Annotated in this window: 23 protein-coding genes and 1 pseudogene; 14 read left to right on the forward strand and 10 right to left on the reverse strand. The window is 70.9% G+C overall.

Annotated features, from left to right (window positions below):
• The first annotated feature begins 1 nt into the window (after nt 1).
• From BKD26_RS08060 to BKD26_RS08075, 4 genes are all read left to right on the forward strand, one after another.
• Nucleotides 2–421 carry a hypothetical protein gene (locus tag BKD26_RS08060; protein WP_143662622.1) on the forward strand — a complete coding sequence of 140 codons (420 nt, stop codon included), beginning with the start codon at nt 2–4 and terminating at the stop codon, nt 419–421.
• A gap of 480 nt (nt 422–901) precedes the next feature.
• Nucleotides 902–1,219 (forward strand): divalent-cation tolerance protein CutA, encoded by a 318-nt coding sequence (gene cutA, locus BKD26_RS08065; RefSeq protein WP_084897137.1) that lies wholly within the window; start codon nt 902–904, stop codon nt 1,217–1,219.
• 61 nt (nt 1,220–1,280) lie between these two features.
• Nucleotides 1,281–1,730: a hypothetical protein gene (locus BKD26_RS08070; RefSeq protein WP_179166460.1), complete on the forward strand. Its 450-nt coding sequence runs from the start codon at nt 1,281–1,283 to the stop codon at nt 1,728–1,730.
• Nucleotides 1,711–2,571, forward strand: coding sequence for a hypothetical protein (locus BKD26_RS08075; protein WP_084897138.1), 861 nt, complete (start codon nt 1,711–1,713; stop codon nt 2,569–2,571). Before BKD26_RS08070 ends, BKD26_RS08075 begins: the two co-directional genes overlap by 20 nt.
• A 149-nt stretch (nt 2,572–2,720) precedes the next feature.
• Here BKD26_RS08075 and BKD26_RS39725 read toward each other — a convergent pair whose 3' ends face one another.
• The 3 genes from BKD26_RS39725 to BKD26_RS08095 form a co-directional block, all read right to left on the reverse strand.
• Complete coding sequence (locus BKD26_RS39725; protein WP_143662623.1) at nt 2,721–3,161, reverse strand: hypothetical protein; 441 nt, start codon at nt 3,159–3,161, stop codon at nt 2,721–2,723.
• A gap of 194 nt (nt 3,162–3,355) precedes the next feature.
• Complete coding sequence (locus BKD26_RS08090) at nt 3,356–4,321, reverse strand: amidase domain-containing protein (protein WP_179166461.1); 966 nt, start codon at nt 4,319–4,321, stop codon at nt 3,356–3,358.
• A gap of 342 nt (nt 4,322–4,663) precedes the next feature.
• Entirely contained in the window at nt 4,664–5,080 is a 417-nt protein-coding gene (locus BKD26_RS08095; protein ID WP_084897142.1) for a nuclear transport factor 2 family protein, read from the reverse strand.
• 75 nt (nt 5,081–5,155) lie between these two features.
• On the opposite strand from BKD26_RS08095, the gene BKD26_RS08100 reads away from it, so the two are divergent.
• Nucleotides 5,156–6,106, forward strand: coding sequence for a helix-turn-helix domain-containing protein (locus tag BKD26_RS08100; protein WP_084897143.1), 951 nt, complete (start codon nt 5,156–5,158; stop codon nt 6,104–6,106).
• Between the two features lie 523 nt (nt 6,107–6,629).
• Here BKD26_RS08100 and BKD26_RS08110 read toward each other — a convergent pair.
• The gene (locus BKD26_RS08110) at nt 6,630–7,814 is read right to left on the reverse strand and encodes a winged helix DNA-binding domain-containing protein (protein WP_084897145.1); all 1,185 of its coding nucleotides are present in this window, start codon (nt 7,812–7,814) and stop codon (nt 6,630–6,632) included.
• Between the two features lie 16 nt (nt 7,815–7,830).
• Here BKD26_RS08110 and BKD26_RS08115 point away from each other — a divergent pair, with 16 nt between their 5' ends.
• Nucleotides 7,831–9,453 (forward strand): alpha/beta fold hydrolase, encoded by a 1,623-nt coding sequence (locus tag BKD26_RS08115; protein ID WP_084897146.1) that lies wholly within the window; start codon nt 7,831–7,833, stop codon nt 9,451–9,453.
• A gap of 56 nt (nt 9,454–9,509) precedes the next feature.
• Here BKD26_RS08115 and BKD26_RS08120 read toward each other — a convergent pair whose 3' ends face one another.
• The gene (locus tag BKD26_RS08120) at nt 9,510–9,785 is read right to left on the reverse strand and encodes a hypothetical protein (protein ID WP_084897147.1); all 276 of its coding nucleotides are present in this window, start codon (nt 9,783–9,785) and stop codon (nt 9,510–9,512) included.
• A 144-nt stretch (nt 9,786–9,929) separates the two neighbouring features.
• On the opposite strand from BKD26_RS08120, the gene BKD26_RS08125 reads away from it, so the two are divergent.
• The gene (locus tag BKD26_RS08125) at nt 9,930–10,292 is read left to right on the forward strand and encodes an arsenate reductase family protein (RefSeq protein WP_084897148.1); all 363 of its coding nucleotides are present in this window, start codon (nt 9,930–9,932) and stop codon (nt 10,290–10,292) included.
• 64 nt (nt 10,293–10,356) lie between these two features.
• On the opposite strand, the pseudogene BKD26_RS08130 reads toward BKD26_RS08125, so the two are convergent.
• Nucleotides 10,357–11,206: pseudogene (locus BKD26_RS08130) on the reverse strand (alpha/beta hydrolase).
• An 80-nt stretch (nt 11,207–11,286) separates the two neighbouring features.
• Here BKD26_RS08130 and BKD26_RS08135 point away from each other — a divergent pair.
• Nucleotides 11,287–11,739, forward strand: coding sequence for a MarR family transcriptional regulator (locus BKD26_RS08135; RefSeq protein WP_107417806.1), 453 nt, complete (start codon nt 11,287–11,289; stop codon nt 11,737–11,739).
• Nucleotides 11,740–11,825: 86 nt separating this feature from the next.
• Nucleotides 11,826–12,620 carry a hypothetical protein gene (locus BKD26_RS08140; protein WP_084897149.1) on the forward strand — a complete coding sequence of 265 codons (795 nt, stop codon included), beginning with the start codon at nt 11,826–11,828 and terminating at the stop codon, nt 12,618–12,620.
• Nucleotides 12,621–12,655: 35 nt separating this feature from the next.
• Here the strand turns inward: BKD26_RS08140 and BKD26_RS08145 are convergent, their stop codons facing one another.
• Nucleotides 12,656–13,549, reverse strand: coding sequence for a Gfo/Idh/MocA family oxidoreductase (locus tag BKD26_RS08145; protein ID WP_084897383.1), 894 nt, complete (start codon nt 13,547–13,549; stop codon nt 12,656–12,658).
• A gap of 206 nt (nt 13,550–13,755) precedes the next feature.
• Between BKD26_RS08145 and glnII the strand changes: the two genes are divergently transcribed.
• The 3 genes from glnII to BKD26_RS08160 all read left to right on the forward strand — a co-directional run bounded on the left by glnII (nt 13,756) and on the right by BKD26_RS08160 (nt 16,714).
• Nucleotides 13,756–14,793 (forward strand): glutamine synthetase, encoded by a 1,038-nt coding sequence (gene glnII / locus BKD26_RS08150; protein WP_084897150.1) that lies wholly within the window; start codon nt 13,756–13,758, stop codon nt 14,791–14,793.
• Between the two features lie 105 nt (nt 14,794–14,898).
• Nucleotides 14,899–15,822, forward strand: coding sequence for a hypothetical protein (locus tag BKD26_RS08155; protein WP_084897151.1), 924 nt, complete (start codon nt 14,899–14,901; stop codon nt 15,820–15,822).
• Nucleotides 15,823–16,123: 301 nt separating this feature from the next.
• Nucleotides 16,124–16,714 carry a winged helix-turn-helix domain-containing protein gene (locus BKD26_RS08160; protein WP_084897152.1) on the forward strand — a complete coding sequence of 197 codons (591 nt, stop codon included), beginning with the start codon at nt 16,124–16,126 and terminating at the stop codon, nt 16,712–16,714.
• A gap of 4 nt (nt 16,715–16,718) precedes the next feature.
• Here BKD26_RS08160 and BKD26_RS08165 read toward each other — a convergent pair whose 3' ends face one another.
• The gene (locus BKD26_RS08165; RefSeq protein ID WP_084897153.1) at nt 16,719–18,164 is read right to left on the reverse strand and encodes a PepSY domain-containing protein; all 1,446 of its coding nucleotides are present in this window, start codon (nt 18,162–18,164) and stop codon (nt 16,719–16,721) included.
• 56 nt (nt 18,165–18,220) lie between these two features.
• Complete coding sequence (locus BKD26_RS08170) at nt 18,221–18,832, reverse strand: hypothetical protein (RefSeq protein WP_241518578.1); 612 nt, start codon at nt 18,830–18,832, stop codon at nt 18,221–18,223.
• A 216-nt stretch (nt 18,833–19,048) separates the two neighbouring features.
• On the opposite strand from BKD26_RS08170, the gene BKD26_RS08175 reads away from it, so the two are divergent.
• On the forward strand, nt 19,049–20,044 hold the full coding sequence (locus BKD26_RS08175; protein WP_084897155.1) for an NAD-dependent epimerase/dehydratase family protein: 996 nt from the start codon (nt 19,049–19,051) through the stop codon (nt 20,042–20,044).
• 114 nt (nt 20,045–20,158) lie between these two features.
• Complete coding sequence (locus BKD26_RS08180) at nt 20,159–21,661, forward strand: DUF1996 domain-containing protein (protein ID WP_084897156.1); 1,503 nt, start codon at nt 20,159–20,161, stop codon at nt 21,659–21,661.
• Nucleotides 21,662–21,737: 76 nt separating this feature from the next.
• Here BKD26_RS08180 and BKD26_RS08185 read toward each other — a convergent pair whose 3' ends face one another.
• The gene (locus tag BKD26_RS08185) at nt 21,738–22,151 is read right to left on the reverse strand and encodes a hypothetical protein (protein WP_241518589.1); all 414 of its coding nucleotides are present in this window, start codon (nt 22,149–22,151) and stop codon (nt 21,738–21,740) included.
• Nucleotides 22,152–22,196 lie beyond the last annotated feature (45 nt).

Below are 22,196 nucleotides of genomic sequence, written 5' to 3' on the forward strand. Positions count from 1 at the left end.
GGTGGGAGCACTCGTGCTGCTGCTCGGCGGCTGCGATGCACTGTCCACCGACAAGACCCCCGATCGTGTAAAGGACGGCACCGCCGAGCTCGACCTGACCGTCACCGGGCGCCCCACCCCTGGCAGCCTCGCCACCACCGAGCATGTCCTGGCCCGCCTCAAGGCCCGGGACGCCGATGGCCTGGCCGAGGTGGCAGGGGAGGACAGTGGCACCGAGGACGAAGCGAAGCGCTGGGTGGCCCGCTGGGGTGACGCCGCCCAGCGCCCCGCCACGGCGGACTTCGCCCTGGGTGAGCAGGAAGCATCCGTGGACGTCCGTTTCGCCGGTGAACGCTCCAGGTTGTCACTTCTGCTCATGCCGAAAGACGAGGAGACCCCTTACAACGACAGGTTCGTGGTCCTCTTCCAGAAGGACCGGTGAGGTGATGACCAAGGGTCCCACCAGACACACGGCTGATCACATAGGTCGCCGCTGCACCTGATCGTAACGATCAGGCGGCTCGTGGCTCACGCAAGCGCTCGGCTGGGACTTCCCAGCCGAGCGCTTGACATAGGGCCTGCTGAAGATGTCTCAGGCGGTCGTTGCGGCGTGCCGGTGGTCGCGGTCCGCGGTCCTGTCGGAGCGCCTCGGTCCCTGGCTGGTTCTGGAAGAGCGGCAGGGCCGGGCGACCTGGACTGAAGCCCTGGCAATAGGCTTTGACCTGCGAAAACTCTTCTCAGTAGTTCTCGCTGTCAACGCTTGCTTTCCGCCGCCTTGTGCACCCCGTCCAATCCTCTGACTTGGTGTCAGCAACGCTGCGAGGGCCGCTATCCCATAGTCGGGGTGGCGGCCCTCGCTGGTTCGTGGTCCACACCTGGTTCAAGAGCACCGGGCGGCGGACGGGGCGGGTACGTTGCCCTCATGGCTGACTTCCTGATCGTGATCACGACCGTGGACAACCAGGACGCCGCGCGGAAGCTGTCGCGCTCGGCGGTGGAGGCGAGTCTGGCCGCCTCCGGACAGGTGACCGGCCCCATCGAGACGACGTATCGGCACCTCGGCGCAGTCTCGGAGGGCACCGAATATCAGGTGATGTTCCGCACGACCGGCGACCGGCGCGAGGCGCTGGAGAAGCACCTGGTGGACAACCACCCCTACGACTCGCCGGAGGTCATCGCGTTCAACATCGACGCCGGCCGCGCCGACTACCTGGACTGGATCACCCGCGCCACCCGCTAGCCCTTCACACGCTCCAGCAGCGCGCGAGTTCGCCACCGCAGGCAGGATCAGCGGATACGGCGTGGCCACCTGGTCGGGATTCCAGCACGGGGCCTTCACTGTCCCCGAACTCCTGGGCCTGGCGAAGGAAGCCGCCGGATCGAGTGAAAATCACCTGCGGGCCATCCAGCAGCCGGTCAGCCTCGTTATGTCCCGGCCAATCGCTCTCGCCCTCGCCGGTCGGGGTCCCCTGGTCCATGCCCGTGCAGCGGGCCTGATCACCTTCGGCGCTGCACCCCTGCACGGTGGCGAGCTGGCCACCCTCGCCACACCCGAACTCGCCGAGTTCGTCCGCGCCGGAGCCTCACCGGCCGCCGCCTGCCTCCTCGCTGCAGCCTCCTGCCCAAACCTGGACGTGGTACTGGTGTCCGCCAGCACCGAACAGCACTGGAACGCCGCCAAGGACGCCATCGCTTCCCCGCTCGACCGGGGCCAGTTCAGAAAGGTCATCGATGTACTCGCCCAAGGATGAGACCACCAGGGCACGCATGGAGAATGCCCTGGCGCACGCCGCCGCCAGGCTCTCGACCACGACGACCGGAACACCGGCGTGGGGGTGGCTGGGCCGCACCATCGGCAGTCGTACCGGCGGCGGCCATTGGCTGCGCGTCCACTGCGGCGAGGCATCCAAGACCCCCGAACACCGCAACGAGGGCATCGCCGTCGCCGAGGAACGGGTCTCGGACAAGGTCTCCCGGCCCCGCCTGCACGAACTGCTCCGCTGGGAAGACGGCCTGTACGTCTTCGAGGCAGAACTGATCGACTACATCGCCCAGCCGGTCATCTCCCCGGAAACCCCCGACCTCACCAAGGACCCGGGACTGCCGGATTCCTGGTGGGCGACGCTGTGGGAGAGCCTGGACGCCCTCAGCACAGCAGAGCCGCCCCGCGAGACCATTCAACAGTCCTGGGCGGACCGGGTGTTCCCCGAGTTTCTCGGCATCCCCGCGCCGACCATCGCCGAACGCGTCACCGGCCATGCCGATCTCCAGTGGGCCAACCTCACCCACCACCCCCTCGTCATCCTGGACTGGGAACGCTGGGGCGCCGTCCCCGTCGGCTACGACCCGGGCATGCTCTACGTCAACAGCCTCCGCGTCCCCGCCGTCGCCGACCGCATCCGCGCCGAGTTCGCACACGTCCTCGACACCCCCGCCGGCCACATCGGCGAACAGATCGCCCTTGCCGAGATGCTTCAGGCCGTCGGCCGCGGCTGGTACACAGAGCTGGCTCCGCTGCTACGCAAGCGCGCGGAGGAACTGACCGGGGTACGCCCTCCATCGGCCAACCGTGAGCCGAGCCCGTCGACCTAGCCGTCGGCCCTCATGGCATGCACACCGCATAGCTGGGTCATGGGGCTGCCATGGGCCGACCCATGGCAACGAATGACCGGACCACCCTGGCGTTGGATCAACAGGGTGGTCCGGTGCACTCGACTGTGATCACTTACAGGCGTGTGACCCTACTTCGGGCGGTCGGTAGTGGCGGAGCTCTTGCCGTCCTGTCCGGCGCCTGGTGCGTGTCCCATGGCTACGACCCAGGTTCCGTTGTGGCGGGACATTTGCACGTAGGTGCTGAAGGGCTTGCCGTCGCGGTCGGTTGCGATGACCTGCGTACTGGCCACGTCGTCTCCGAACTCGTGAGACACCCGCACGTCCTTGAGCTTCAGGCCGCGTCCGCCGTCTGTGGCAATGACCTTCCGTGCGTCCTGCTCGGTTTCTTCGTAACCGGGCGGGCCGAGTTCTACGAGGGCTTCGACATCGCGGGCGTTGAGCGCCGCAACGTACGCTTCCGCCGTCTCACGTTCGCTCCGACCAGCCGAGGAGGGCTCCTCCTGGGCGCAGCCGACCAGCAGTGCGAAGACAAGCGTGGTGGCTAGCGCCAAAGGCTTTCGTAAGGTCATCCGTTTCCCTCACCAGTTGGTCATGTCCGGTGGGGTACCAGGTAGCACGCGGGTACTGCGCGAGAATGGTGCTCAGCTTCTTATTGTGCGTGCTGGGGGTGTGGTAGGTCAGGAACACCTCGTTCTTCGACCGCTTCGTAACGATCATGGTGTGGTCGAGGATGCCGTCGCGCTTCCAGTCTGCCTGGAGCTCGTCAGCCAGGGCGAGGTGCCAGACGTTCGTGAGGGCTGACGTTCGCTTGGAGTGCTTGATCGCGAACCAGTACCAGTTTTCCGCACCCGCCCAGGTGTAGCTCGTGGTCCACGTGAAGCTGCCGTAGAACCACTTGCGGTTGTCCTTTCCGGCTGGCTGCGCTGCCGGAGGTCTTCCCCCATCCGCCGGCGCGCATGGCCTGGGAGATGAAGTTGGTGCAGTCGTTGTCGTAGACGCGGTAGTCGGAGTTCGTGTTCTTCCAGTGCCGGTCGGCGTAGGCGGCCATCTTGCTGTAGTTGGCCGCCCGCGGTGTGGCTGTCACTCCGTCGGCAGGCGGCGGCGTCTGGGTAGCGGCTTCCTTGGGTCCTTCGTCCTCGGAGTCAGGCGCCGGTGCGTCGATCGGTTCAGTGATCTGTGTGGTCGGCGCCGGTCCGGTCGGGTCGACCTTCGCCTTGTCGTCCGCCAGAAGCCACCCGCCGTCTGCTGCCCGGGTGTAGGTCAGTGTGTGGGGCAGGGAGTACTCCTCGTATTCCGGCTCGTCGGGCTGCACGTCGGGGTAGTAGAGGCGGGTGTCCTCGGTAACCTCGACTGTGGCGGTGTCGCCCGCGACTGTGGTGCTGTCCACGGTGACGTCGACTTCGGCGCGCGTGTAGCCACCGTTGACCTCTTTCAGCACACGCCCCTGATCAGCCAGCGCCGCGAAGTCTTCCTCGATGACGCCTGCCAATTCGCCGGTGACGTTCTGGGGTGCGCTCAGAGCGCGACGCTGGACAGCGCCCGTCACGGTGACGGCGTCAGCTCGCTTCTGCAGGTACCTGTCGGCGGTCTCGGACAGTTGTGCAGTGTCCTGAGCTGTCGGCGTCGCCCGGACTTCCTCCGCGTGGGCAGCCGGTGCCACCGCTCCCGCCATGGCGATAGCTAAGGTGACGGCGCCCGCACGGCGACCAAATGCTGTGGTTCTGCTCAAAGCTCTTCCCCCTCGTGATCGCCTTGTCATGGGCGTGACTATCCGAGCGGTCGCCGGCATGTACACGCGCTCTCCGCGTCCCGGCTGAAACGAAACGGCACTTGGCGGGATGAAGCTGAGGAACGGGACACTCCACTGAAATGCCTGCGCCATGAGTGGCACGGGACCCGAATCGGGGAGGTGGGTTGTTAGTGGCCAGTTGGAATTCCCCACTGGCGGCCAGTTGGTGGGGAGATATCTGGCCGCCAGTGATCACTCAGCGTTGCGGCTGTCGATGATGGGCGGCCTGCTGGTCGTGCGCCGGGGTCGCCGAGGTGGGTCCACCGGCCGGATCGGGGACAACTACCGTGGTACTTCGCCGAAGACCATGCGGAGACCGCGGGCTGTGTCCGCGTACTCGCGGACCCGGTGGATCAGTCCGTTTCGGAGTTCGATGACGAAGCAGTGGTCGTTGCTGTAGTGGTTTCCGTTGGAGAGCGTCGCCGTCATGGCCGCCTCCACGGCCACCCGCTCGCCGTCGACGTGAACCCCGCGGAAGGCGACCGCGACGTCACGCGCGTACAAGCGGGGGAAGTCCTGGGCGAAGAAGCGAACGATTGCCTCCCTGCCCACCATGTGGTGGGTCGCCCCGAGCGCGACGGCGGTGGCGTTCCCAGGGGGCGACAGCCATTCGGCGTCCTCGGTGAGGACCGCGGAGATCCGGTCCGGGTCGTTACTGGCGAGCGCCTGGAAGGCGTTCTGGATGATGTCGTGGCTCATGGACCCACTGTCGCCTTCAGTGCGTGCCGGTGTATTGGACGAATGTTCCCGTCGGTACCCGCTTAGCATGGGGCGATGCGATCCACGCGATCCCGTGTGCGCGAGCGTGAGGCGGTGGCCAGGTGGGACGTTGCGAGGCCGCCACGGCCCAGCCGGACAGCCGGCGTCAGCCTGGCCGGATTCCGCGACCGCAACGCCGGCCCGGTCGACATGCGGGTGGTCCCGCACCCGGCCGTCACGCTGGTTCTAGACTTCGGTGACGGTCCGCTCGTCGTGGATACCGCCACGGGTCGGCAGCAGCTGACAAGCCTTGTCGCCGGGTTCACGCACGGCCCCCTTCACGTGCGGGGCGAGAGCATCGAGTGCGTGGAGGTGCGCTTGTCCCCGCTGGTCGCGTACGCGGTGCTGGGCACCTCCCCGGCGGAGCTGGAGCACGAGGTAGTGAGCCTCGACGACCTGTGGGGCCGGGGCGCATCGCGGATACGTGAGCAACTCGGCGAAGCCCGATCGTGGCAGGACCGTTTCGCCCTGACGGACGCCTTGCTCGCCCGCCGGGCGGAGACGGGGCCGTCCGTGGACCCCCAGGTGGCCTGGTCCTGGGACCGGATCGTCGGCAGCCGCGGCCGAGTCCGGATCGACGAACTGGCGGCCGAGGTCGGGTGGAGCCGCAAACGCCTGTGGTCCAGGTTCCGGGCGCAGATCGGTCTCCCGCCCAAGCGCGCCGCGAGGCTGGTCCGCTTCGACCATGCCGTCCACCGCCTGGCGGCGGGCGAGGACGTAGCTCGGATCGCGGCGGACAGCGGCTACGTCGACCAGTCCCACCTGCATCGCGACGTCCTGAAGTTCACCGGGATGACTCCGGCGACCGCGGCCCGCGAGCCAGGGCTGGCGGTGGACGACATCGCGTGGGCGGACACGGCGTCGGCGAGACGGACCGACACCCCGCCCCATGCGGTACGCACCGCTCGGCACGGGCGCGGAGATGGCGTCCACCCTGTGGAGCGCGATCCGCGTTCCCCTCACTGACTACCGTCCGTGAACTCCGGGACTGGCTGTACGTGGGGAATTCGAACTGGCCACTGTCAGTGGGTAAAGCCGCGGAAGCCGGTCACCCCCAGCACCGGCCCACGCCCACTGCGGCCCGTGTCCCTCGCTGGGGCGGCTCGTTGGTGAGAGTGCGTCGGTCCACGATGCCCGGCCCCCGTCTTCTGTTGCGCCCTGGTGGAGGCCGGTCTTCCGAAGCGTCGTCAGCCCCATGCGCTGCACCCCGCCCTTACCCCTCGGCCGGTGTCGTCGCCTGGGGCTGTCGGAGGCCGGGAGGCCGGAGCCGCCAGAGCAAGCGCCCTATGCCGACCGCGCGGACGCGGCAGTTCGCCCCGCTTCAGAGCAGAGCCCCGGCACGCCGTGCCGCACCGTTTCGGCGCGACCGGATCGCGTACGCCTGCTGGACTGCCGGGATGCGCCTGGCGGACAAGCGGCCGGTGACCGGTCCGCTCCGGCGGTGGGTGCGGCTGGAGGTCCCGGAGGGGTAGGCACGCGCGAAGCGGGGTCAGGCGGACAGTTCCCGTTCCAGGGGGGTGCGGAAGCGGGGGGTGACGCGGGTGCCGTTGAGCCAGGCGTGGAGGCGGGCCGCTTCGGTTTCGATGGCGGTGTGGGCCTCGCGGCCCGGGTCGGTGTCCGTGAGGAGGCGCCAGACCGGTTCGCCGCCGGGGCGCTGGGCCCAGCCGCCGATGATGCGGCCGTTCCGCCAGACGGTGGGGCCGATGTTGCCGCTGCGGTCGAAGAGGGCGGTGCGGTGGGCGGGGGTGAGGTACCAGTCGCGGGCCTGCCAGCCCATGGGGGTGGGGTCGAGGGCGGGAAGGAAGGCCGCCCAGGGAGCCGGGGGTTCGGTCGGGGAGGTGTCGTCGGGCAGGACGTGGCCGGTGGTGCCGTCGTCGAGGTCGACCGGGACGGCGTGCACGGCCTGGAGGGCTTTGCGTACGTCGGTGACCTTCCAGCCGGTCCACCACTTCAGGTCCGCCTCGGTCGCCGGGCCGTGGGAGGCCAGCCATGCGCGGGTGAGCGTGGCCCGGGCCTCGGCGGGCGGGAGGTCGGGGAGCGGGGGCGCGATCGCCCAGCGGAACTGGCTGGACGTCCAGGAGCCGAGCGGCCGGCCGCGGACGACGCGGGCCTCGGTACCGAGCAGACGCAGCAGCCGGGAGGAGACGGTCTGGCGCTGCTCGTAGCTGGTGCCGGGGGCGTACACGAACTGTTCGCGCAGCCGTGGTTCGTCCTGGGCCAGTTCGGTGGCGGTGGCCTCGCCGCGCCGTGCGAGGGCTTCGAGGGTCGACTTCTCGACATCCGCGAGCCATGCCTCGTCGAGGGTGCTGCCCGCCGTCACCTGCTTGATGAGGGTGGCACGCTCGCGGGCGGCGACGTCGTGGGTGGTGGAGGACTGCACGACGGGTGCGAGGGCGGTGGGCACGACGAAGAGCGTGTGGCGCATGCCGTGCATGCGGACGAGGGTGCGGTCCTCGTACAGGGCGCGTTCCATGGCGGCCACCGGGCCGGCCTGGTCGGTGAGGCGGGCACCGGCGGCGAGGTGGACGGTGGCGGGGTCGGTGCCGTGCAGGGCGGTGAGGGACATCGCCACCTGTTCGACGGTGGCCGCGCGGGCGGCCGGGGCGAGGTGGTGGCGTACCGCGAGGCGGGTGCGGCGCTCTTCGTCCGTCATACGGGGGCGGGGGCTGGACATGGCATAGAACCTACCCATGGACGCGATCACATGTGATGGGGAGCGGATCAGCCATACGGTGCGCGAGCCGCGCGATGCGGCGGTGGCGGTGACCGTGGTGCTGTTGCACGGGGCGGGGACCAGCAGTTCGGAGCGGCTCCTTCCGCTTCTTGGGGAGTTCACGGGACGGGGCTGCCGGGCGCTCGCCCTGGACTTCTCGGGGCACGGCGAAAGCAGCGGGGCGCTGCGCGAGTTGAGCCTGGAGCGGCGGTTCGTCCAGGGGCGGGCGGTGATCGACCGGGTGGTGCCGGAGGGCGACGAGCTGGTGCTGGTGGGCTTCAGCATGAGCGGCCAGACCGTCGCCGACCTGGTCGGTCACTACGGGCGGCGGGTGCGGGCGATCGGGCTGTGCGCGCCCGCCGTATACGCGGAGGAGGCGTGGCGGGTGCCGTTCGGGGACGGGCGGGGTGCGTTCACCGGCATCATCCGGCGGCCCGAGAGCTGGCGGACGTCCCGGGCGCTGGAGGCGTTCGCGGCGTACGAGGGTACGGCCGTGCTGGTCGTACCCGGCACGGATCATGTGATTCCGCCGGCCGTGACAGAGGCGGTCGAGGAGGCGCTCACCGTCCGGTCCCGGTACCGGCGGCTGGACCTGGAGCGGGCGGACCACCACCTGGCGCGGTGGCTGCGGTACGAGGCGGACGACCGGCGGCGGTTCGTCGACGCGGTGCTGGCGGAGCCCCGGACGTTCGACTGGGTGGCGAAGCAACTGCCGGACGGGGAACGGGTGCGGTCGGTGCACCGGCTGCGCGGTGGCGGCACGTCACAGATGCGCCTGCTGCGGACGGAGACGGAACGGGACCTCGTCCTGCGGTCGTTCGTCAAGCCGTTCTACCGGCGGCACGCACCGGGGCTGCTCACCCGGGAGGCGGAGGTGCTCGGCCTGCTGGCGGGTACGGATGTGCCGGCCGCGGAGTGCGTGGCCGTGGACGCCACGGCGGAGTTCTGCGACGCGCCCTCGCTGCTGATGACGCGTCTGCCCGGTGAGGTACGGGTCGACGAGGTGGACCTGGACGCGCGCGTCGAGCTGCTGGCGCGGCAGCTGATGGGCGTTCACGGTGTGACGGTGCCGCAGGGGGCGCGCCCGCGCCCGTACCAGGCGTGGACGGCGCCGGAGCGGGTGAGGCTGCCGGAGGGTACGGCCCGGCCGGAGCTGTGGGGGCGGGCGATGGAGGTGATCGGGCGGGAGGCACCGGCGTACGAAGGGTGCTTCCTGCACCGGGGCTTCCATCCGGGCAACGTCCTGTTCACGGGCGCCGGTGAGGGGCTGCGGCTGAGCGGTGTCGTCGACTGGGTGGAGACCTCCTGGGGGCCGGCGGATCTGGACGTGGCGCACTGCTCGACGGCGCTGGTGCTGCTGTACGGGGTGGAGTGCGGGCTGCGGTTCGCCGAGCGGTACGCCGCGCACGGCGGCGTACTGTCCGGGGACCCTCGGGCCCGGCTGTACTGGCGGCTCCTGGACGCGTTGGCGTTCGCCCCGTACGCGGACAAGGTGGCCCGGCCGTGGCGGGAGCTGGGCCGTACCGATCTGACGCCCCAGGTGCTGGCGGCGCGCCTGGAGGCGTACATCGGCGCCCTGTTCGGTGGGGCCGGGGTGTAGCCGTGCGGTCCCGTGCCCGCCGGTCACCCTTGTGGGCGGGCGGGCACGGGTGGTGCTCAGCGGCTGCTGTGGATCAGTGCCCGGACCATCCGGCACGTGATGTCGGACGGCGGGTGGACGCCAAGGCGCGCCGCCGTGCTCCGTATCGTCTCGTTGTCGGCCTTCGACGGGTGGTAGACGCCCGAGTCGAGCAGGGCGATCGCCAGCCGCATGGCCTTCAGGCGGCGGTTGTGGGACACGTACCACTCGCGGGGCCGACCCGCCGGCAGTGGCTTCTTCTTGAGGGGCTTCCAGGGTTCGAGGGACAGTGTCGTGAGTGCGGCAACGGCCATCGGCGACCTCCTGGTACGCGGTGTGGGGACCCTCCCCCGGGCCCTCACTAACTACCTCGATTTTACTGCCGCCCACTGACAATCGGCCCTGGCCAGCACGGCTCTGACCGGTCGTGGGAAGGGGAGGCGGGTACGGTGACGGGCATGGAGATCTGGATCAATCCCGCGTGTTCCAAGTGCCGTGGCGCTCTGAAGCTGCTCGACGAGGAAGGGGCGGACTACACCGTCCGCCGCTACCTGGAGGACGTGCCGTCCGCCGACGAGATCCGGGACGTGCTGACCCGCCTCGGCCTCGAACCGTGGGACATCACCCGCACCCAGGAGACGGCCGCGAAGGAGCTCGGGCTGAAGGGCTGGCCGCGCGAGGCCGGTTCGCGAGAGCGCTGGATCACGGCGCTGGTGGTGCACCCGAAGCTGATCCAGCGCCCGATCATCACCGCCGACGACGGCACGGCGGTCGTGGCCCGGACGGACGAGGCGGTACGGGACGCGCTCAGCCGGTCGTGACCCCGGGGTCGGGTCGGGGCCGGGGTCGGGGCCGGGCCGGGGCCGGATCAGGATCAGGATCGGGTCAGGACCGGGTCAGGAAGTCGGCGATACGGCGGTCCGTACCGGGTGGGGAGGCCAGCGGCAGCGCGTGGTGCGTGGCGCCGGTCAGGATCTCCGTCCGTACGGCGGGCAGGCCCCGGGCGGCCGCGGCGACCTTGCGGACGTCGTGGGCCCGGGACCTCTCGGCGAGCAGTACGAGGGTGGGCACCTCCAGGGCGCGCGCGCAGCGCGTCGGCGGACGGGCGGGGGCCGTTGACCGGTCTGGCGGCCGGGAAGTCGGCGGTGTGCGCGTCCAGCCGTAGCCAGGCCGGGTCGAGGGGCGCGCCGCGCGTCTCCCACTCCAGGAACGAGCGGTTGCGGGCCGGAGTGGGGCACAGCAGCATCGGCAGGGCGCGCAGCAGGTAGCAGGGGCTGAAGCCGGTGAAGCAGTTCGTCGGGTCCAGCAGGACGAGCCGGGTCACCCGGCGCGGGGAGCGCAGCGCGTAGTGGAGGCCGGTCCAGGCCCCGTACGAATGGCCGCACAGGGCGACGGAGCCGAGCCCGAGCGTGTCCAGGACCGCGTCGAGCCAGGCCATGAGGTCGGTGACGGTGCGGACCGGGCGGTCGCCGGGCCCGGCCACGCTGCGGCCCGGGTCACCGATGGTGTCGACGGCGTGTACGCGGTGCGTGCGGCCGAGTTCGGCGGTGGTGGCGTACCAGACGGTGGAGGTGGCGCCGCCGCCGTGGAGGAGGACGACGGGCGGGGCGTCCCGGGGGCCGTGGCTGTTGACGTGGGTGCTGCCGTAAGGGGTGGGGACGGTCGACTGTCCGGTCCCCTCGGGCCATTGGGCGAGGACGGCGTCGTAGGCCGCGAGGAACGCGTCGGTCACCATCGGTGCCTCCGGTCGATAAATCGTCTCGCTGAGCGATAATCTCGGTGAACGAGATGATACGCCGGAGGTGTCACGTGTCCATGGAGCTGTCGAAGGAGATGGAGATCTTCCATCTGCTGCGGGCCGTCACGGTGGAGTTCGGGCTGCGGCAGGCCGAGTTCGCCACCCGTCACGGCATGCACGCCACCGATGTACGGGCCCTGATCTGCCTGTTGGATGCCGAGCGGGCCGGTACGGACGCCACGGCGGGGTGGCTCGGCGCACAGCTCGGGCTCAACTCCGCCGGGACGACCGCGGTCATCGACCGCCTGGAGCGGCTCGGCCACATCGCACGCGTACGCGACGAACGCGACCGGCGGCGCGTGCTGCTCACCGTGGAGGACCGCGCCAAGGAGCTGGGCAGGGCGCACTTCAGGCCGTTGATCGACGGCACGGTGACGTTGCTGCGGGGCTTGGGGGAGGGCGAGGTGGACGCGGTGCGGCGGTTCCTGGGTGGCGTACGAAGTCTGCTGAGGGAAAAGGGAGTTGAGTAGAACCGGCTTGCTACTCGTACGTAGGGGCACACACGGAACCGATCCGGCCGCCGCTCCCCCGTACGGCCGGGGACAGGAGCCCCTACGTGTCACGCAAGAAGACGCTCAGCGGTAAGAAGAAGCTCGCCCTGCTCGTCGGCGCGGCCGCGATGGCCGGCGGCACGGCGATCGTGATGACCGGGACCAGCCAGGCGTCGGTGGCCTGCGGCGGCCTGGCCACGGCGCTGAGCAACAACGAGAAGTTCATCGCCGGTCAGCGGGCCAACCCGGACGCCCAGTCGGAGGCGCGGATCGCCAACCGGCAGGCGGTCATCGAGCAGATCAAGCGCCAGCAGGCCGCTGCCGGCTGCGAGGTCGGGCAGGGCGGTGCGCAGGACAGTGGCGCCGGTGACGCCCAGGCGGGCGGCGCTCAGGCGGGCGGCGCTCAGGCGGGCGGCCAGGCGCCGGGTGCCGGCGCGGGCAATGGCCAGGGCGCAGGCGCAGGCCAGGGCAATGGCCAGGGCGCCGGCAACGGGCAGGACAAGGGTCAGGGCAATGGGCAGGGCAATGGCCAGGGCTCGGGCAACGGTGCCGGTGATGCCACGGCCCAGCCGCCCGCCGGGCAGGGCGGCCAGCAGGGCGGTGGCGAGGCCGGCGAGGTGGTCTGCGCCGGGTCGACCGTGACCCTCTCGGGTGAGGGCGGCGCCCCTGCCGCCTCCAGCAACCAGTTTCCGCTCGGGACCCAGCTCAAGGTGACCAACCTGGACAACGACAAGTCGACGACCGTCGAGGTCACCTCCGTGTCCGGAAGCTGCGCCCTGCTCAACAACGCGGCGTTCGAGCAGGTCCGTGAGCCCGGCAAGTTCCTGATCCGCAAGGCCCGCATCGAGCGCGTCGGCTGACGGGCGGGCCGGAGCCCCCGGACAGGAGGCGCGGTTCAGTCGGCGAGCCGCGCCTCCGCCTCCGCCAGGATTTCCGTCACGCGCAGCCCGAACCGTACGTCGCAAGGATGCGCCTCCCCGCTCCGTACCGACCCCAGCAGCGCGTCCACCGCCGCCCCGAACGACCCGACCGCGTCCGCCCAGCCGGGCATCACCGCCCGCCCCTGCTCGCCGAAGAGCGCGATGCCCGCCTCCGAGGCCCGTACCGGGGCGCTCAGGCTCAGCGTCACCGTGCTGCCGGCGCCCGACACGTGCCGCAGCACCAGGTGCCGGGCATCCCCCGGGCCCGCGACGGCCGATGTGACCTCCGTCACATCTCCGAGCACGGGCAGGAGCACCGACAGCACATGTGGGCCCACGTCCCAGAGCCCGCCCTTCTCCCGGCGCCAGGGCGAGGCGGCGTACGCGCTCGTCGCCCCGCGCGAGAACAGCGCGCCCAGCCAGTGCGCCTGCGCCAGGTACCAGCCACCCAGCGCCGCCTGGTCCTCGATCCACGGGGCGGTGTCCGAGGCGAACCGGAGCGTGCAGAAGACGACGGACGCCACGCCCGCCTTGTCGGCGGCCTCCGCCACCTCGCGGGCGCCCGCCACACTCGTCGCGACCGGCTTGTCGAGCAGCAGATGGCACCCGGCCGCCGCGGCCCGTGCGGCGAGTGGGGCCTGCACGTCCGGCGGCAGGGCGAAGGCCACCGCGTCGCTCGCCGCCAGCAGCGCGTCCACGTCGTCGTACGCCCGTGTCCCGTGCGTGGCGGCGAGGGCTGCCGCCGCGTCGGGGCGCCTGCCCCACACCCCGCTGAACGACACGCCGGGGTGGGCGGCCAGGGCGGGGGCGTGCGTGCGGTCGGCCCAAGGGCCGGTACCGAGGAGTCCGATGCGCGGCGTGCTGTCCATGACCGCCAGTCTGCCCTCCGTCCTCCGTACGAGAATCATGAGCTCCGTATACGAAGCCGCCACTGCACGCGCACGCGCGCGCACAGCCGCTGCGGGAAACACGGGAAACCTGAGTAACACGGGGTTCACAAACGGGCAACGGTCGGGAAATCCCGTATTGCGAAGCTGCGCGACATACCGCTGCACCCGCAAAGGATGAGGCCCCCGTGACCACCATCAAGGCTGAGTACATCTGGATCGACGGCACCGAGCCGACCGCCAAGCTTCGCTCCAAGACGAAGATACTGGCCGGCTCCGCCGCCACCGGCGTCGCCGATCTGCCCATCTGGGGCTTCGACGGGTCCAGCACCAACCAGGCCGAGGGCCACGCCTCCGACCGCGTGCTGAAGCCGGTCTTCTCCTGCCCCGACCCGATCCGCGGCGGTGACAACGTCCTCGTCCTGTGCGAGGTCCTCAACACGGACATGACGCCGCACGAGTCCAACACGCGTGCCGCGCTGGCCGAGGTCGCGGAGAAGTTCGCCGCGCAGCAGCCGATCTTCGGCATCGAGCAGGAGTACACCTTCTTCAAGGGCTCCCGCCCGCTCGGCTTCCCCGAGGGCGGCTTCCCGGCCGCGCAGGGCGGCTACTACTGCGGTGTCGGCTCGGACGAGATCTTCGGCCGTGACGTCGTCGAGGCGCACCTGGAGAACTGCCTGAAGGCGGGCCTGGGCATCTCCGGCATCAACGCCGAGGTCATGCCGGGCCAGTGGGAGTTCCAGGTCGGCCCCCTGGCGCCGCTGGAGGTCTCGGACCAGCTGTGGGTCACGCGCTGGCTGCTCTACCGCACCGCCGAGGACTTCGACATCTCCGCCACCCTCGACCCCAAGCCGGTCAAGGGCGACTGGAACGGTGCCGGCGCGCACACCAACTTCTCCACCAAGGCGATGCGCGAGGGCTATGACGCGATCATCACCGCGTGCGAGGCGCTGGGCGAGGGCTCCAAGCCGATGGACCACGTCAAGAACTACGGCGCCGGTATCGACGACCGCCTGACCGGTCTGCACGAGACCGCCCCGTGGAACGAGTACAGCTACGGCGTCTCGGACCGTGGCGCTTCGGTCCGCATCCCGTGGCAGGTCGAGAAGGACGGCAAGGGCTACATCGAGGACCGCCGCCCGAACGCCAACGTCGACCCGTACACGGTGACCCGCCTGCTGGTGGACACCTGCTGCTCCGCGCTGGAGAAGGCCGGCCAGGTCTGATCCGGCACCCGGTTCACGGCCGAGGGCGCGCACCGATCACGGTGGGCGCCCTCCGGCGTTTTCGCTGCCGCCGTCACTGTCAGTGGCGTCTGCCAGAGTGGGCTCATGCTTGCGGTCAGGGTGGAGACGGAGAAGAACGGCGAGGAGTACGCCCGCGTTTCGGCGGAGCGGCTCGGGGAGCTGGTGCTGCGCATCGGCGCGGACGGGGACCGCTTCCTGGTGGTCCAGCGGATACCGGACGTGCCGGATGTCTTCGTCCAGGTGTGGCACGCGGACGGCGGCGGTTACCAGTTGGAGCACCGGGACGGGGCGCCCGAGCGGCACTTCATGGCGGAGTTGACCGACGCGGGGCGGGTCGCCGAGGTCATGGTGCGGTGGTCCCGGCACGAGGACGGCTGGGACGCCGGACTGCCCTGGCAGCTCATCCGTCTGCCGCTGCCCGAGCCGCTGCCCGAGCCGGTGCCGGAGCCGGCCGCGGAGATACGCAAGCAGGTCGAGGAGCATGTGCGCGAGCTCCTGGTGTGCGGGTACGCGAACCGGGCGCAGCTCGCCGAGGCCGCAGAGGAGTGGCTGGTCAGCGGGGACGAGCGACCGGTGTCGCCCGCGCAGGCACGGCAGTTGGTGGACCGGCTGTGGCGGGAGCGGCTGGAGGAGCAGGCCGGGTGGGAGGGGACGACGGACCCGGAGCGGGTCTCGCGGGCCTTCGCCGCGCTCGACGCGCGCGGAATCGTCGCCCGGGAGGACTTCACCTGTTGCCGCACGTGCGGGATGTCGGAGATAGGGGAGGAAGGGGACGGGAGTTCGCGCGGCTTCGTCTTCTTCCACACGCAGTGCACCGAGGGCGCGGCGGCCGGGCATGGCCTGTATCTGCTGTACGGAGGGTTCGACGGCTCCGAGGAGACCACGGCGGCCGTCGGGCGGGAGGTCGTCGCGGCCCTCGGCGAGGAGGGGTTGACGGTGGACTGGGACGGTTCGCCGGAGCGGGCGATGATCGTGACGGGGCTGGACTGGCGCAAGCGGCTGCCGTGACCGCCGTGACGCTTTGCCGCTGCGGTAGGTGCGGAGACGGGCGGGTGTCCCGCATCGGCATCTGATTCAATGGGGGCATGGCCAGCCTTCAGAACACCGCGACGGGTCGCAGCGACCTCCAGCCGTTCTGGCCGTCCCGTCAGCACCACGACTTCGACCGGGTGTGTTGCCGCGCGACGAACGCGTCGGCCCTCTAACGCCTTTCGGCACCCTGCTTCTCCAGCCCGGCTGCCCGGACAGGCCTTCGGCCCACGCGCATGACGTACTCCCCGTCCCTTCGCGCGAAAGAGCTGACCTCATCATGGCCAACACCCGTACCCTCTCCGCCGTTCCCGCCACCGCGACCGCCACCGCCACCGCGACGTCCGTGAGCAACCGGCACCGGCTGCGCGCCGTCGACGAGCGCGACCACCCCGTACGTCTCCCGGGCGGCGTCGATGTCGCCGAGTTCCTGCCGCCGGGTGCCACCTGGGTGCCCGCGCCGCCGCACACCGTGCCCTCGCTGCCTGGGCAGCCGCCGATGGTCGGCTACCTGGTCCTCGTACCGGCCGAGCAGCACGTGCCCGTACCCGGACCGGCCGGTGCTCCAGGCGAAGGGCCCGACGGGCCCGACGGGCCGGTGTCGATCGACGGCGCCCGGCGCATCGCTCGGGTGGCCGGGCGCCCGCTGGACCTGACGTACCTGGAGTTCGAGTTGCTGGCGCACCTGGTCGCGCACCCCCACCGGGTGCACACCCGCGACCACTTGGTGACCACCGTGTGGGGGTACGGGCACGTGGGCGACGGGCGGACGGTCGACGTCCATGTCGCCCGGCTGCGGCGCAAGCTGGGCGCCGAGCACCGCCACACGATCCAGACCGTGCGGCGGGTCGGCTACAAGTACACGCCCTGAACCGCTAGGCGGCGGCGCCGCGGGACCGCGCCCGTGCCCGTGCCAGCAGGCCCAGGGTCACGTCCACCGCGAGGAACACCAGCAGGCTGATGCCGAGCATGGGCACGAACCAGCCCACCAGCGCCGTCGCGGCGGCCAGCGGAAGGAGCAGCGTGGCAGGCACCTTGCGCCAGGCACCGCGCGGCATGGGCCGGCCCGCGCTCAGCTTCCGCTCCTTCGTCGGCCTGCGCAGCCACCACATCCGGTAGCCCCAGACGATGAGGAGGATCAGCGCGACCATGAGGGCGGCGAGCACGAGCTGGTTGGCGAGCCCGAAGAGGACGCCCATGTGGGCGTCGATACCGAAGCGGGTCAGCTTGGCGAGGACGGGGTAGTCCGCGAACCGCAGTTCGTCGATGACCGCGCCGTCGGCCGGGTCGACCGCCACCGAGTCCAGGTGGACGGGGAACTGGGTGTCGGTCTCCTTGACGACGTACCCCTTGCCCTCGGCCGGGAGGGTGACGGCGATCTTCCCGGCCACGCCGGCGCCGCGGGCGGCCTCGACCGCCTTGTCGATGCCGACGTCGGGGCCCTTGGGGGCGGGGGCGGTGTGGTGGGCCGTGCCATGGCCCTCGTGTCCGGTGCCGCCGCCGGGGGCCGCGCCGTCGAGGGTGGCGGAGACGGTGGGCGTGGCGCCGCCGAGCTGCGACTGTACGGCGTCGATGTTCTCGCCCGCGTACCGGGACCAGGTCAGGCCGGTGGCGGAGAGGATGACGAGGCCGGTCACGGCCCACAGGCCGACCGAACCGTGCCAGGAGAGGGTGCGGCGGCGGGACTTGGGGCCGCGCTCGGGGAGGATCAGGGCGCGCCTGGCGGTGCGCTTGCGGCCGATCCACAGGGCCAGGCCGCCGAGGGCGACGACCCACATCCAGCTGGCGGCCATTTCGCTGTAGTTGCGGCCGAGCTCGCCGAGCTGGAGGTTCGCGTGGAACTCGGAGAGCCAGGTACGCAGCGGGAGCGCGCCCGAACTGCCGTAGCTGGGCAGGTCGCCCCGTATCTCGGCGGTGTACGGGTCGACGAAGACGGCGAGCGACTTGCCCTCCTCGACGGTCGGGCTGCTCATGAGTACGCGGGTGGTGGCGCCGTCCTCCGAGGAGGGCCAGACGGCGGTCACGGTGCCGTCCGGGTGAGCCTCGCGGGCCGCGTCGACCTGCTCGGAGAGCGGGAGGACCCGCTCGCCGGCCGGGACCTGGAGCTCATGGCGGAAGAGGACCTTCTCCGCCTGGAAGGAGAGGGCGTACAGCAGTCCGCTGGTGGCGGCGACGAGGAGGAGGGGGGCTATCAGGAGCCCCGCGTAGAAGTGGACGCGGAGGAAGAGGGGCCGCAGGGCTCTCCACGTCGACCGGCCTTCGGTGGGCGAAGGGGCGGTTTCGGCGGGCGGCTGGGCCGTCGTGCGGTCGTCAATGGCCATGACTGTCCTAGGAGTCGGCGTTGGCTGCATGTCTGCAGGGGGAAGCGGCCCCCAGGTCAGACGTGCGTCGCTCCGGGGACCGTGGCGCGGGGGACGAGGGGCGTGGGCGGGCCGCGCCGCGAGAGGGTGTGCGCGAGGACGACGCCGTGGTGGCGGCGGAGGGTACGGGTCCGGGGGCGCGGCGGCCGTGGGGCGTCGGGCAGGCGTACGGCGGCGAGCAGCAGACGCAGCGGGGTGAAGGCGAGGGCGCCGACGGCGCGGGCGAGGCGGAAGAAGGCGGCCTCGCCACGGGCCAGCCAGAACGCGCACGCGGCGGCGGCGAGCAGGTGGACGCCGACCATGCCGGCGGAGGCGCCGCCGACGAGCCCGGCGAGGAGCTCGGCCACGCCGCCGGATCCGGCGGGTACGCCCGACATGGTGGCCCCGTGGGCCATGCCCGGCATCGCGTCCGGCGCCGGCCCGGCCGTCATGCCCGCCGCCGTACCGGCCCCGTGGCTGTGGTGCCCGCCACTGCCCATGAACGTCACGTGCAGCACGCTCTGCAGGGCGAGGAGTCCCGTACCGATGAAGGCGGGCCCTCGGCGGCGGCCCGCGGCGAGCCAGGCGAGGCCGCCGGTGACGCCGAGTGCGACGAGCAGCGAGCCCGGCGGAACATGATGCGCAGACATGGACGAATGCCCCATCGCCGCCAATGTCACGCACACCGCCGCGAAAAGTGCGGCACGCAAGGCGCGCATCGGCGACCGGGCATTCGTCATCGTCGGCTCATGCTGCCATCCCGGCGGCGAGGACGGGAGACCGGCCGTCGCCGGGAATCCTCCGGCAGGTTCTTCTGGCAGCAGAACCACTGTTCGGGGACGTGGTGCGCGAGGCAGGCTCGGATCATGAAACTTCTGATGCTGGGTGGTACGGAGTTCGCCGGGCGCGCCGTCGTGGAGGCCGCGCCGGCCCGCGGCTGGGAGGTGACGGTCTTCCACCGGGGCCGCCACGAGCCGCCGGCCGGTGTGGTGTCGCTGCTGGGCGACCGGACCGCGCCGGACGGGCTCGCGGCGCTCGCCGAGGGGCGGTGGGACGTGGTCGTCGACACCTGGTCGTCGGACCCCACCGCGGTACGGGACGCCGCGCGGCTGCTCGCCGGCCGGGTCGGCCGCTATGTGTACGTCTCCAGTCGCAGCGTCCACGCGTGGCCCCCGGCGGCGGGGCTGGCCGAGGACGGCCCGTTGGTGGAGTCGTCACCGGATGCGACGGGCGTGCCCTACGCGGAGGCCAAACGGGGCGGGGAGCTGGCGGCGCTGGCCGCCTTCGGCGAGGAGCGGGTGCTGCTGGGCCGCGCCGGGCTGATCATCGGCCCGGGGGAGAACGTCGGCCGCCTCCCGTGGTGGCTGAACCGGATCGCCCGCGGCGGCCCGGTGCTCGCCCCGGGCCCGCGCGACCTGCCCCTGCAGTACATCGACGTCCGTGACATGGCCGAGTGGCTGCTGGACGCGGCGGAGGCCGGGCTGGCCGGCCCCTACAATCTGGTGAGCCGGCCGGGCCACACCACCATGGGCGAGCTGCTGGACGCCTGTGTGCGCGCCACCGGCTCGGACGCCGAGCTGCGGTGGACGGACCCGGAGGCGGTCCTCGGGGCGGGCATCGAGCCCTGGTCGGGGCTGCCGATCTGGATCCCGCCGGGTGAGTCGTACGACGCGATGCACGGCGGCGACGTGTCCAAGGCGCTCGCGGCGGGCCTGCGGTGCCGCCCGGCGGCCGAGACGGTCGCGGACACCTGGGCGTGGCTCAGCGGGCTGGGCGGCGTGGCGCCGCAGCGGGCGGACCGCCCGGAGCTGGGCGTCACGCCCGAGCAGGAGGCGAAAGCGCTCGGCACGGCCTGGGAGTAGCGGTTCGCCCGCTTTGCGGACGTAGATTTCTACGAAATCACCAGCGCGCTGAACGACCCCTGAATCACGCCCGTATGGAACGGAGCGGTTCACCCCGCCCAGGATTGGAGTTCCATGCGACGCACACGAAAACGCTCGACACTGGCCAACCGGGCGATCGCCGCCTCGGCTGCCCTGATACTGGGCGGCGGCGGGTTGATCGCGGCCAATGTCTACGCTTCCGCCGGCGAGGGCTGGTCGGGCTGGTCCGGCTCGTCACCGCAGCAGCAGAAGCCCTTGAACGCCGGACAGCAGATGTCCACCATCGACTGCCCCGAAGTCGCCAACGGCCTTCGGGACGTGCCTCAGCAGGCGCGCGCCGAGGTGGACCGGGAACTGGCGACGATGGACACCCAGATCACCGAGGCGTACCAGCGGTTCGCCGATCAGAAGGAACAGATCCAGCAGGATCCGGCCTTTGCCCAGAATGCCATTCTCAATCCGCTGAAGGACAAACGGGTCGCCGCGATCGGCCGGATCGTGATCGCCATCGACCGCGTCGCACAGCGCCCGAACGGGCTGGAAAGCCTGGCGCCGTGCACGCTGCGCGCGGACGACGCCAACCAGGTGAAGGACCAGGACGGCGGCGACCAGAACGGAGACGGCCAGGACCAGGACCAGGGGCAGAACCAGGACCAGGACCAAGGGCAGGACCAGGGCCAGGGCCAGGGGCAAGGTCAGGGGCAGGCGGGCAACGGGCCCGTGGCGGCCGACTTCGTCGACATCCAGAACGTCCAGCCCAACGTCCGCAACCCTCGCCAGTTGCGCGGCGCCTCGCGAGGCACCTTCACCACCGATTGCGGGCGTAACGAGAACGGCAAGTTCAACCCGGACAATGTCATCGTCGCGCCCGGTGTGAGCAATGGCGCCCACCATATGCACGACTACGTGGGCAACCAGGCCAACGACGCCTTCGCCAGTGACGACGATCTCGCCAACGGGCAGACCACCTGCCGTAACCAGGGGGACAGGTCCACGTACTTCTGGCCGGTGCTGCGCCTGCAGAACGGCCAGAACGAGAACGACGCCAACGCGGACGGCGGCGGCAACGACCAGAACGTCGGCGAAATCCTCACTCCCAGCCAGGTCACGATGAATTTCGTCGGCAGCCCGGTCTCCCGGGTCACGGCCATGCCGAAGTTCCTGCGCATCATCACCGGTGACGCCAAGGCGTTCACCAACGGTGACGCGAACGCCAATGCTTCGTGGAGCTGCACCGGTTTCGAGGACCGGCAGCTGAAGGACAAGTATCCGATCTGTCCCCAGGGCAGCCAGGTCGTACGGACATTCACATTCCAGAGTTGCTGGGACGGCCAGAACACCGACAGCGCCAACCACCGCACCCATGTCGCCTTCGCCGACGGGAACGGCCGCTGCCCCAACGGTTTCCAGGCCATTCCCCAGCTCGTCCAGCGCATTGTCTACGACGTTCCGCAGGGGACCGTGTTCGCCGTGGACTCGTTCCCCGAACAGCTCCACAAGCCGATCACCGACCACGGAGACTTCATCAACGTCTTCAACAACCGGCTGATGCAGCAGATGGTGAACTGTATCAACGGCGGACGGCGCTGCGCCTGATCACCATCTGACCTCACCGACGAACCCTCCGGGGCCGGATCACCTTCTGTGATCCGGCCCCTTACGCTGTCCCGGCTCAGCTCCCGTGGTGGCCCGAGTGGCCCTTCTGAGTCCCCTCGCCGCCCTCGCCGCTCCCCGAGTGGTGCGACGCGCCGGTCTCCACCGCACCGCCGAGCCGGCCCTGCAGCGCCGTGACGACCTTCTCCTCGCCGACGGCCACCCACTTGCGGCCGACCAGGTACGCGCCGCCGTAGTCGTTCGCCTCGTTGATCCACTCGCGCTGGCCGCGGTCGGTGGCGAAGGTGGCCAGCACGTATCTGCCGTCGTCCGTCTCGCAGTTGGCCTGGCGGATCTCCTTCGCGTCCGTCTGTATGTTCGGCTCGCAGGAGACCTTCACCGCCAGCTGCTCCAGGGTGCCCGTCGCCGTCTCCGGGGCGGTGTCGGGCTCGCCCGCGTCGCACGCCGCCGCGGCGGGCAGAGCCAGGGCCATCAGGGCGGCCGTCACCAACGCCAAACGAGTTCGCTCCGTACGCAT

The organism is Streptomyces sp. CB03238 (genome assembly GCF_002099185.1).
Lineage (GTDB): Bacteria > Actinomycetota > Actinomycetes > Streptomycetales > Streptomycetaceae > Streptomyces.

Bases quoted from the DNA above. Each gene is read 5' to 3' on its own strand.
- cutA (WP_084897137.1), top strand. From the start codon at position 902: ATGGCTGACTTCCTGATCGTGATCACGACCGTGGACAACCAGGACGCC.
- BKD26_RS08075 (WP_084897138.1), top strand. From the start codon at position 1,711: ATGTACTCGCCCAAGGATGAGACCACCAGGGCACGCATGGAGAATGCC.
- BKD26_RS39725 (WP_143662623.1), bottom strand. From the start codon at position 3,161: ATGACCTTACGAAAGCCTTTGGCGCTAGCCACCACGCTTGTCTTCGCA.
- BKD26_RS08095 (WP_084897142.1), bottom strand. From the start codon at position 5,080: ATGAGCCACGACATCATCCAGAACGCCTTCCAGGCGCTCGCCAGTAAC.
- BKD26_RS08100 (WP_084897143.1), top strand. From the start codon at position 5,156: ATGCGATCCACGCGATCCCGTGTGCGCGAGCGTGAGGCGGTGGCCAGG.
- BKD26_RS08110 (WP_084897145.1), bottom strand. From the start codon at position 7,814: ATGTCCAGCCCCCGCCCCCGTATGACGGACGAAGAGCGCCGCACCCGC.
- BKD26_RS08115 (WP_084897146.1), top strand. From the start codon at position 7,831: ATGGACGCGATCACATGTGATGGGGAGCGGATCAGCCATACGGTGCGC.
- BKD26_RS08120 (WP_084897147.1), bottom strand. From the start codon at position 9,785: ATGGCCGTTGCCGCACTCACGACACTGTCCCTCGAACCCTGGAAGCCC.
- BKD26_RS08125 (WP_084897148.1), top strand. From the start codon at position 9,930: ATGGAGATCTGGATCAATCCCGCGTGTTCCAAGTGCCGTGGCGCTCTG.
- BKD26_RS08135 (WP_107417806.1), top strand. From the start codon at position 11,287: ATGGAGCTGTCGAAGGAGATGGAGATCTTCCATCTGCTGCGGGCCGTC.
- BKD26_RS08145 (WP_084897383.1), bottom strand. From the start codon at position 13,549: ATGGACAGCACGCCGCGCATCGGACTCCTCGGTACCGGCCCTTGGGCC.
- BKD26_RS08155 (WP_084897151.1), top strand. From the start codon at position 14,899: ATGCTTGCGGTCAGGGTGGAGACGGAGAAGAACGGCGAGGAGTACGCC.
- BKD26_RS08160 (WP_084897152.1), top strand. From the start codon at position 16,124: ATGGCCAACACCCGTACCCTCTCCGCCGTTCCCGCCACCGCGACCGCC.
- BKD26_RS08165 (WP_084897153.1), bottom strand. From the start codon at position 18,164: ATGGCCATTGACGACCGCACGACGGCCCAGCCGCCCGCCGAAACCGCC.
- BKD26_RS08170 (WP_241518578.1), bottom strand. From the start codon at position 18,832: ATGTCTGCGCATCATGTTCCGCCGGGCTCGCTGCTCGTCGCACTCGGC.
- BKD26_RS08175 (WP_084897155.1), top strand. From the start codon at position 19,049: ATGAAACTTCTGATGCTGGGTGGTACGGAGTTCGCCGGGCGCGCCGTC.
- BKD26_RS08180 (WP_084897156.1), top strand. From the start codon at position 20,159: ATGCGACGCACACGAAAACGCTCGACACTGGCCAACCGGGCGATCGCC.
- BKD26_RS08185 (WP_241518589.1), bottom strand. From the start codon at position 22,151: ATGGCCCTGGCTCTGCCCGCCGCGGCGGCGTGCGACGCGGGCGAGCCC.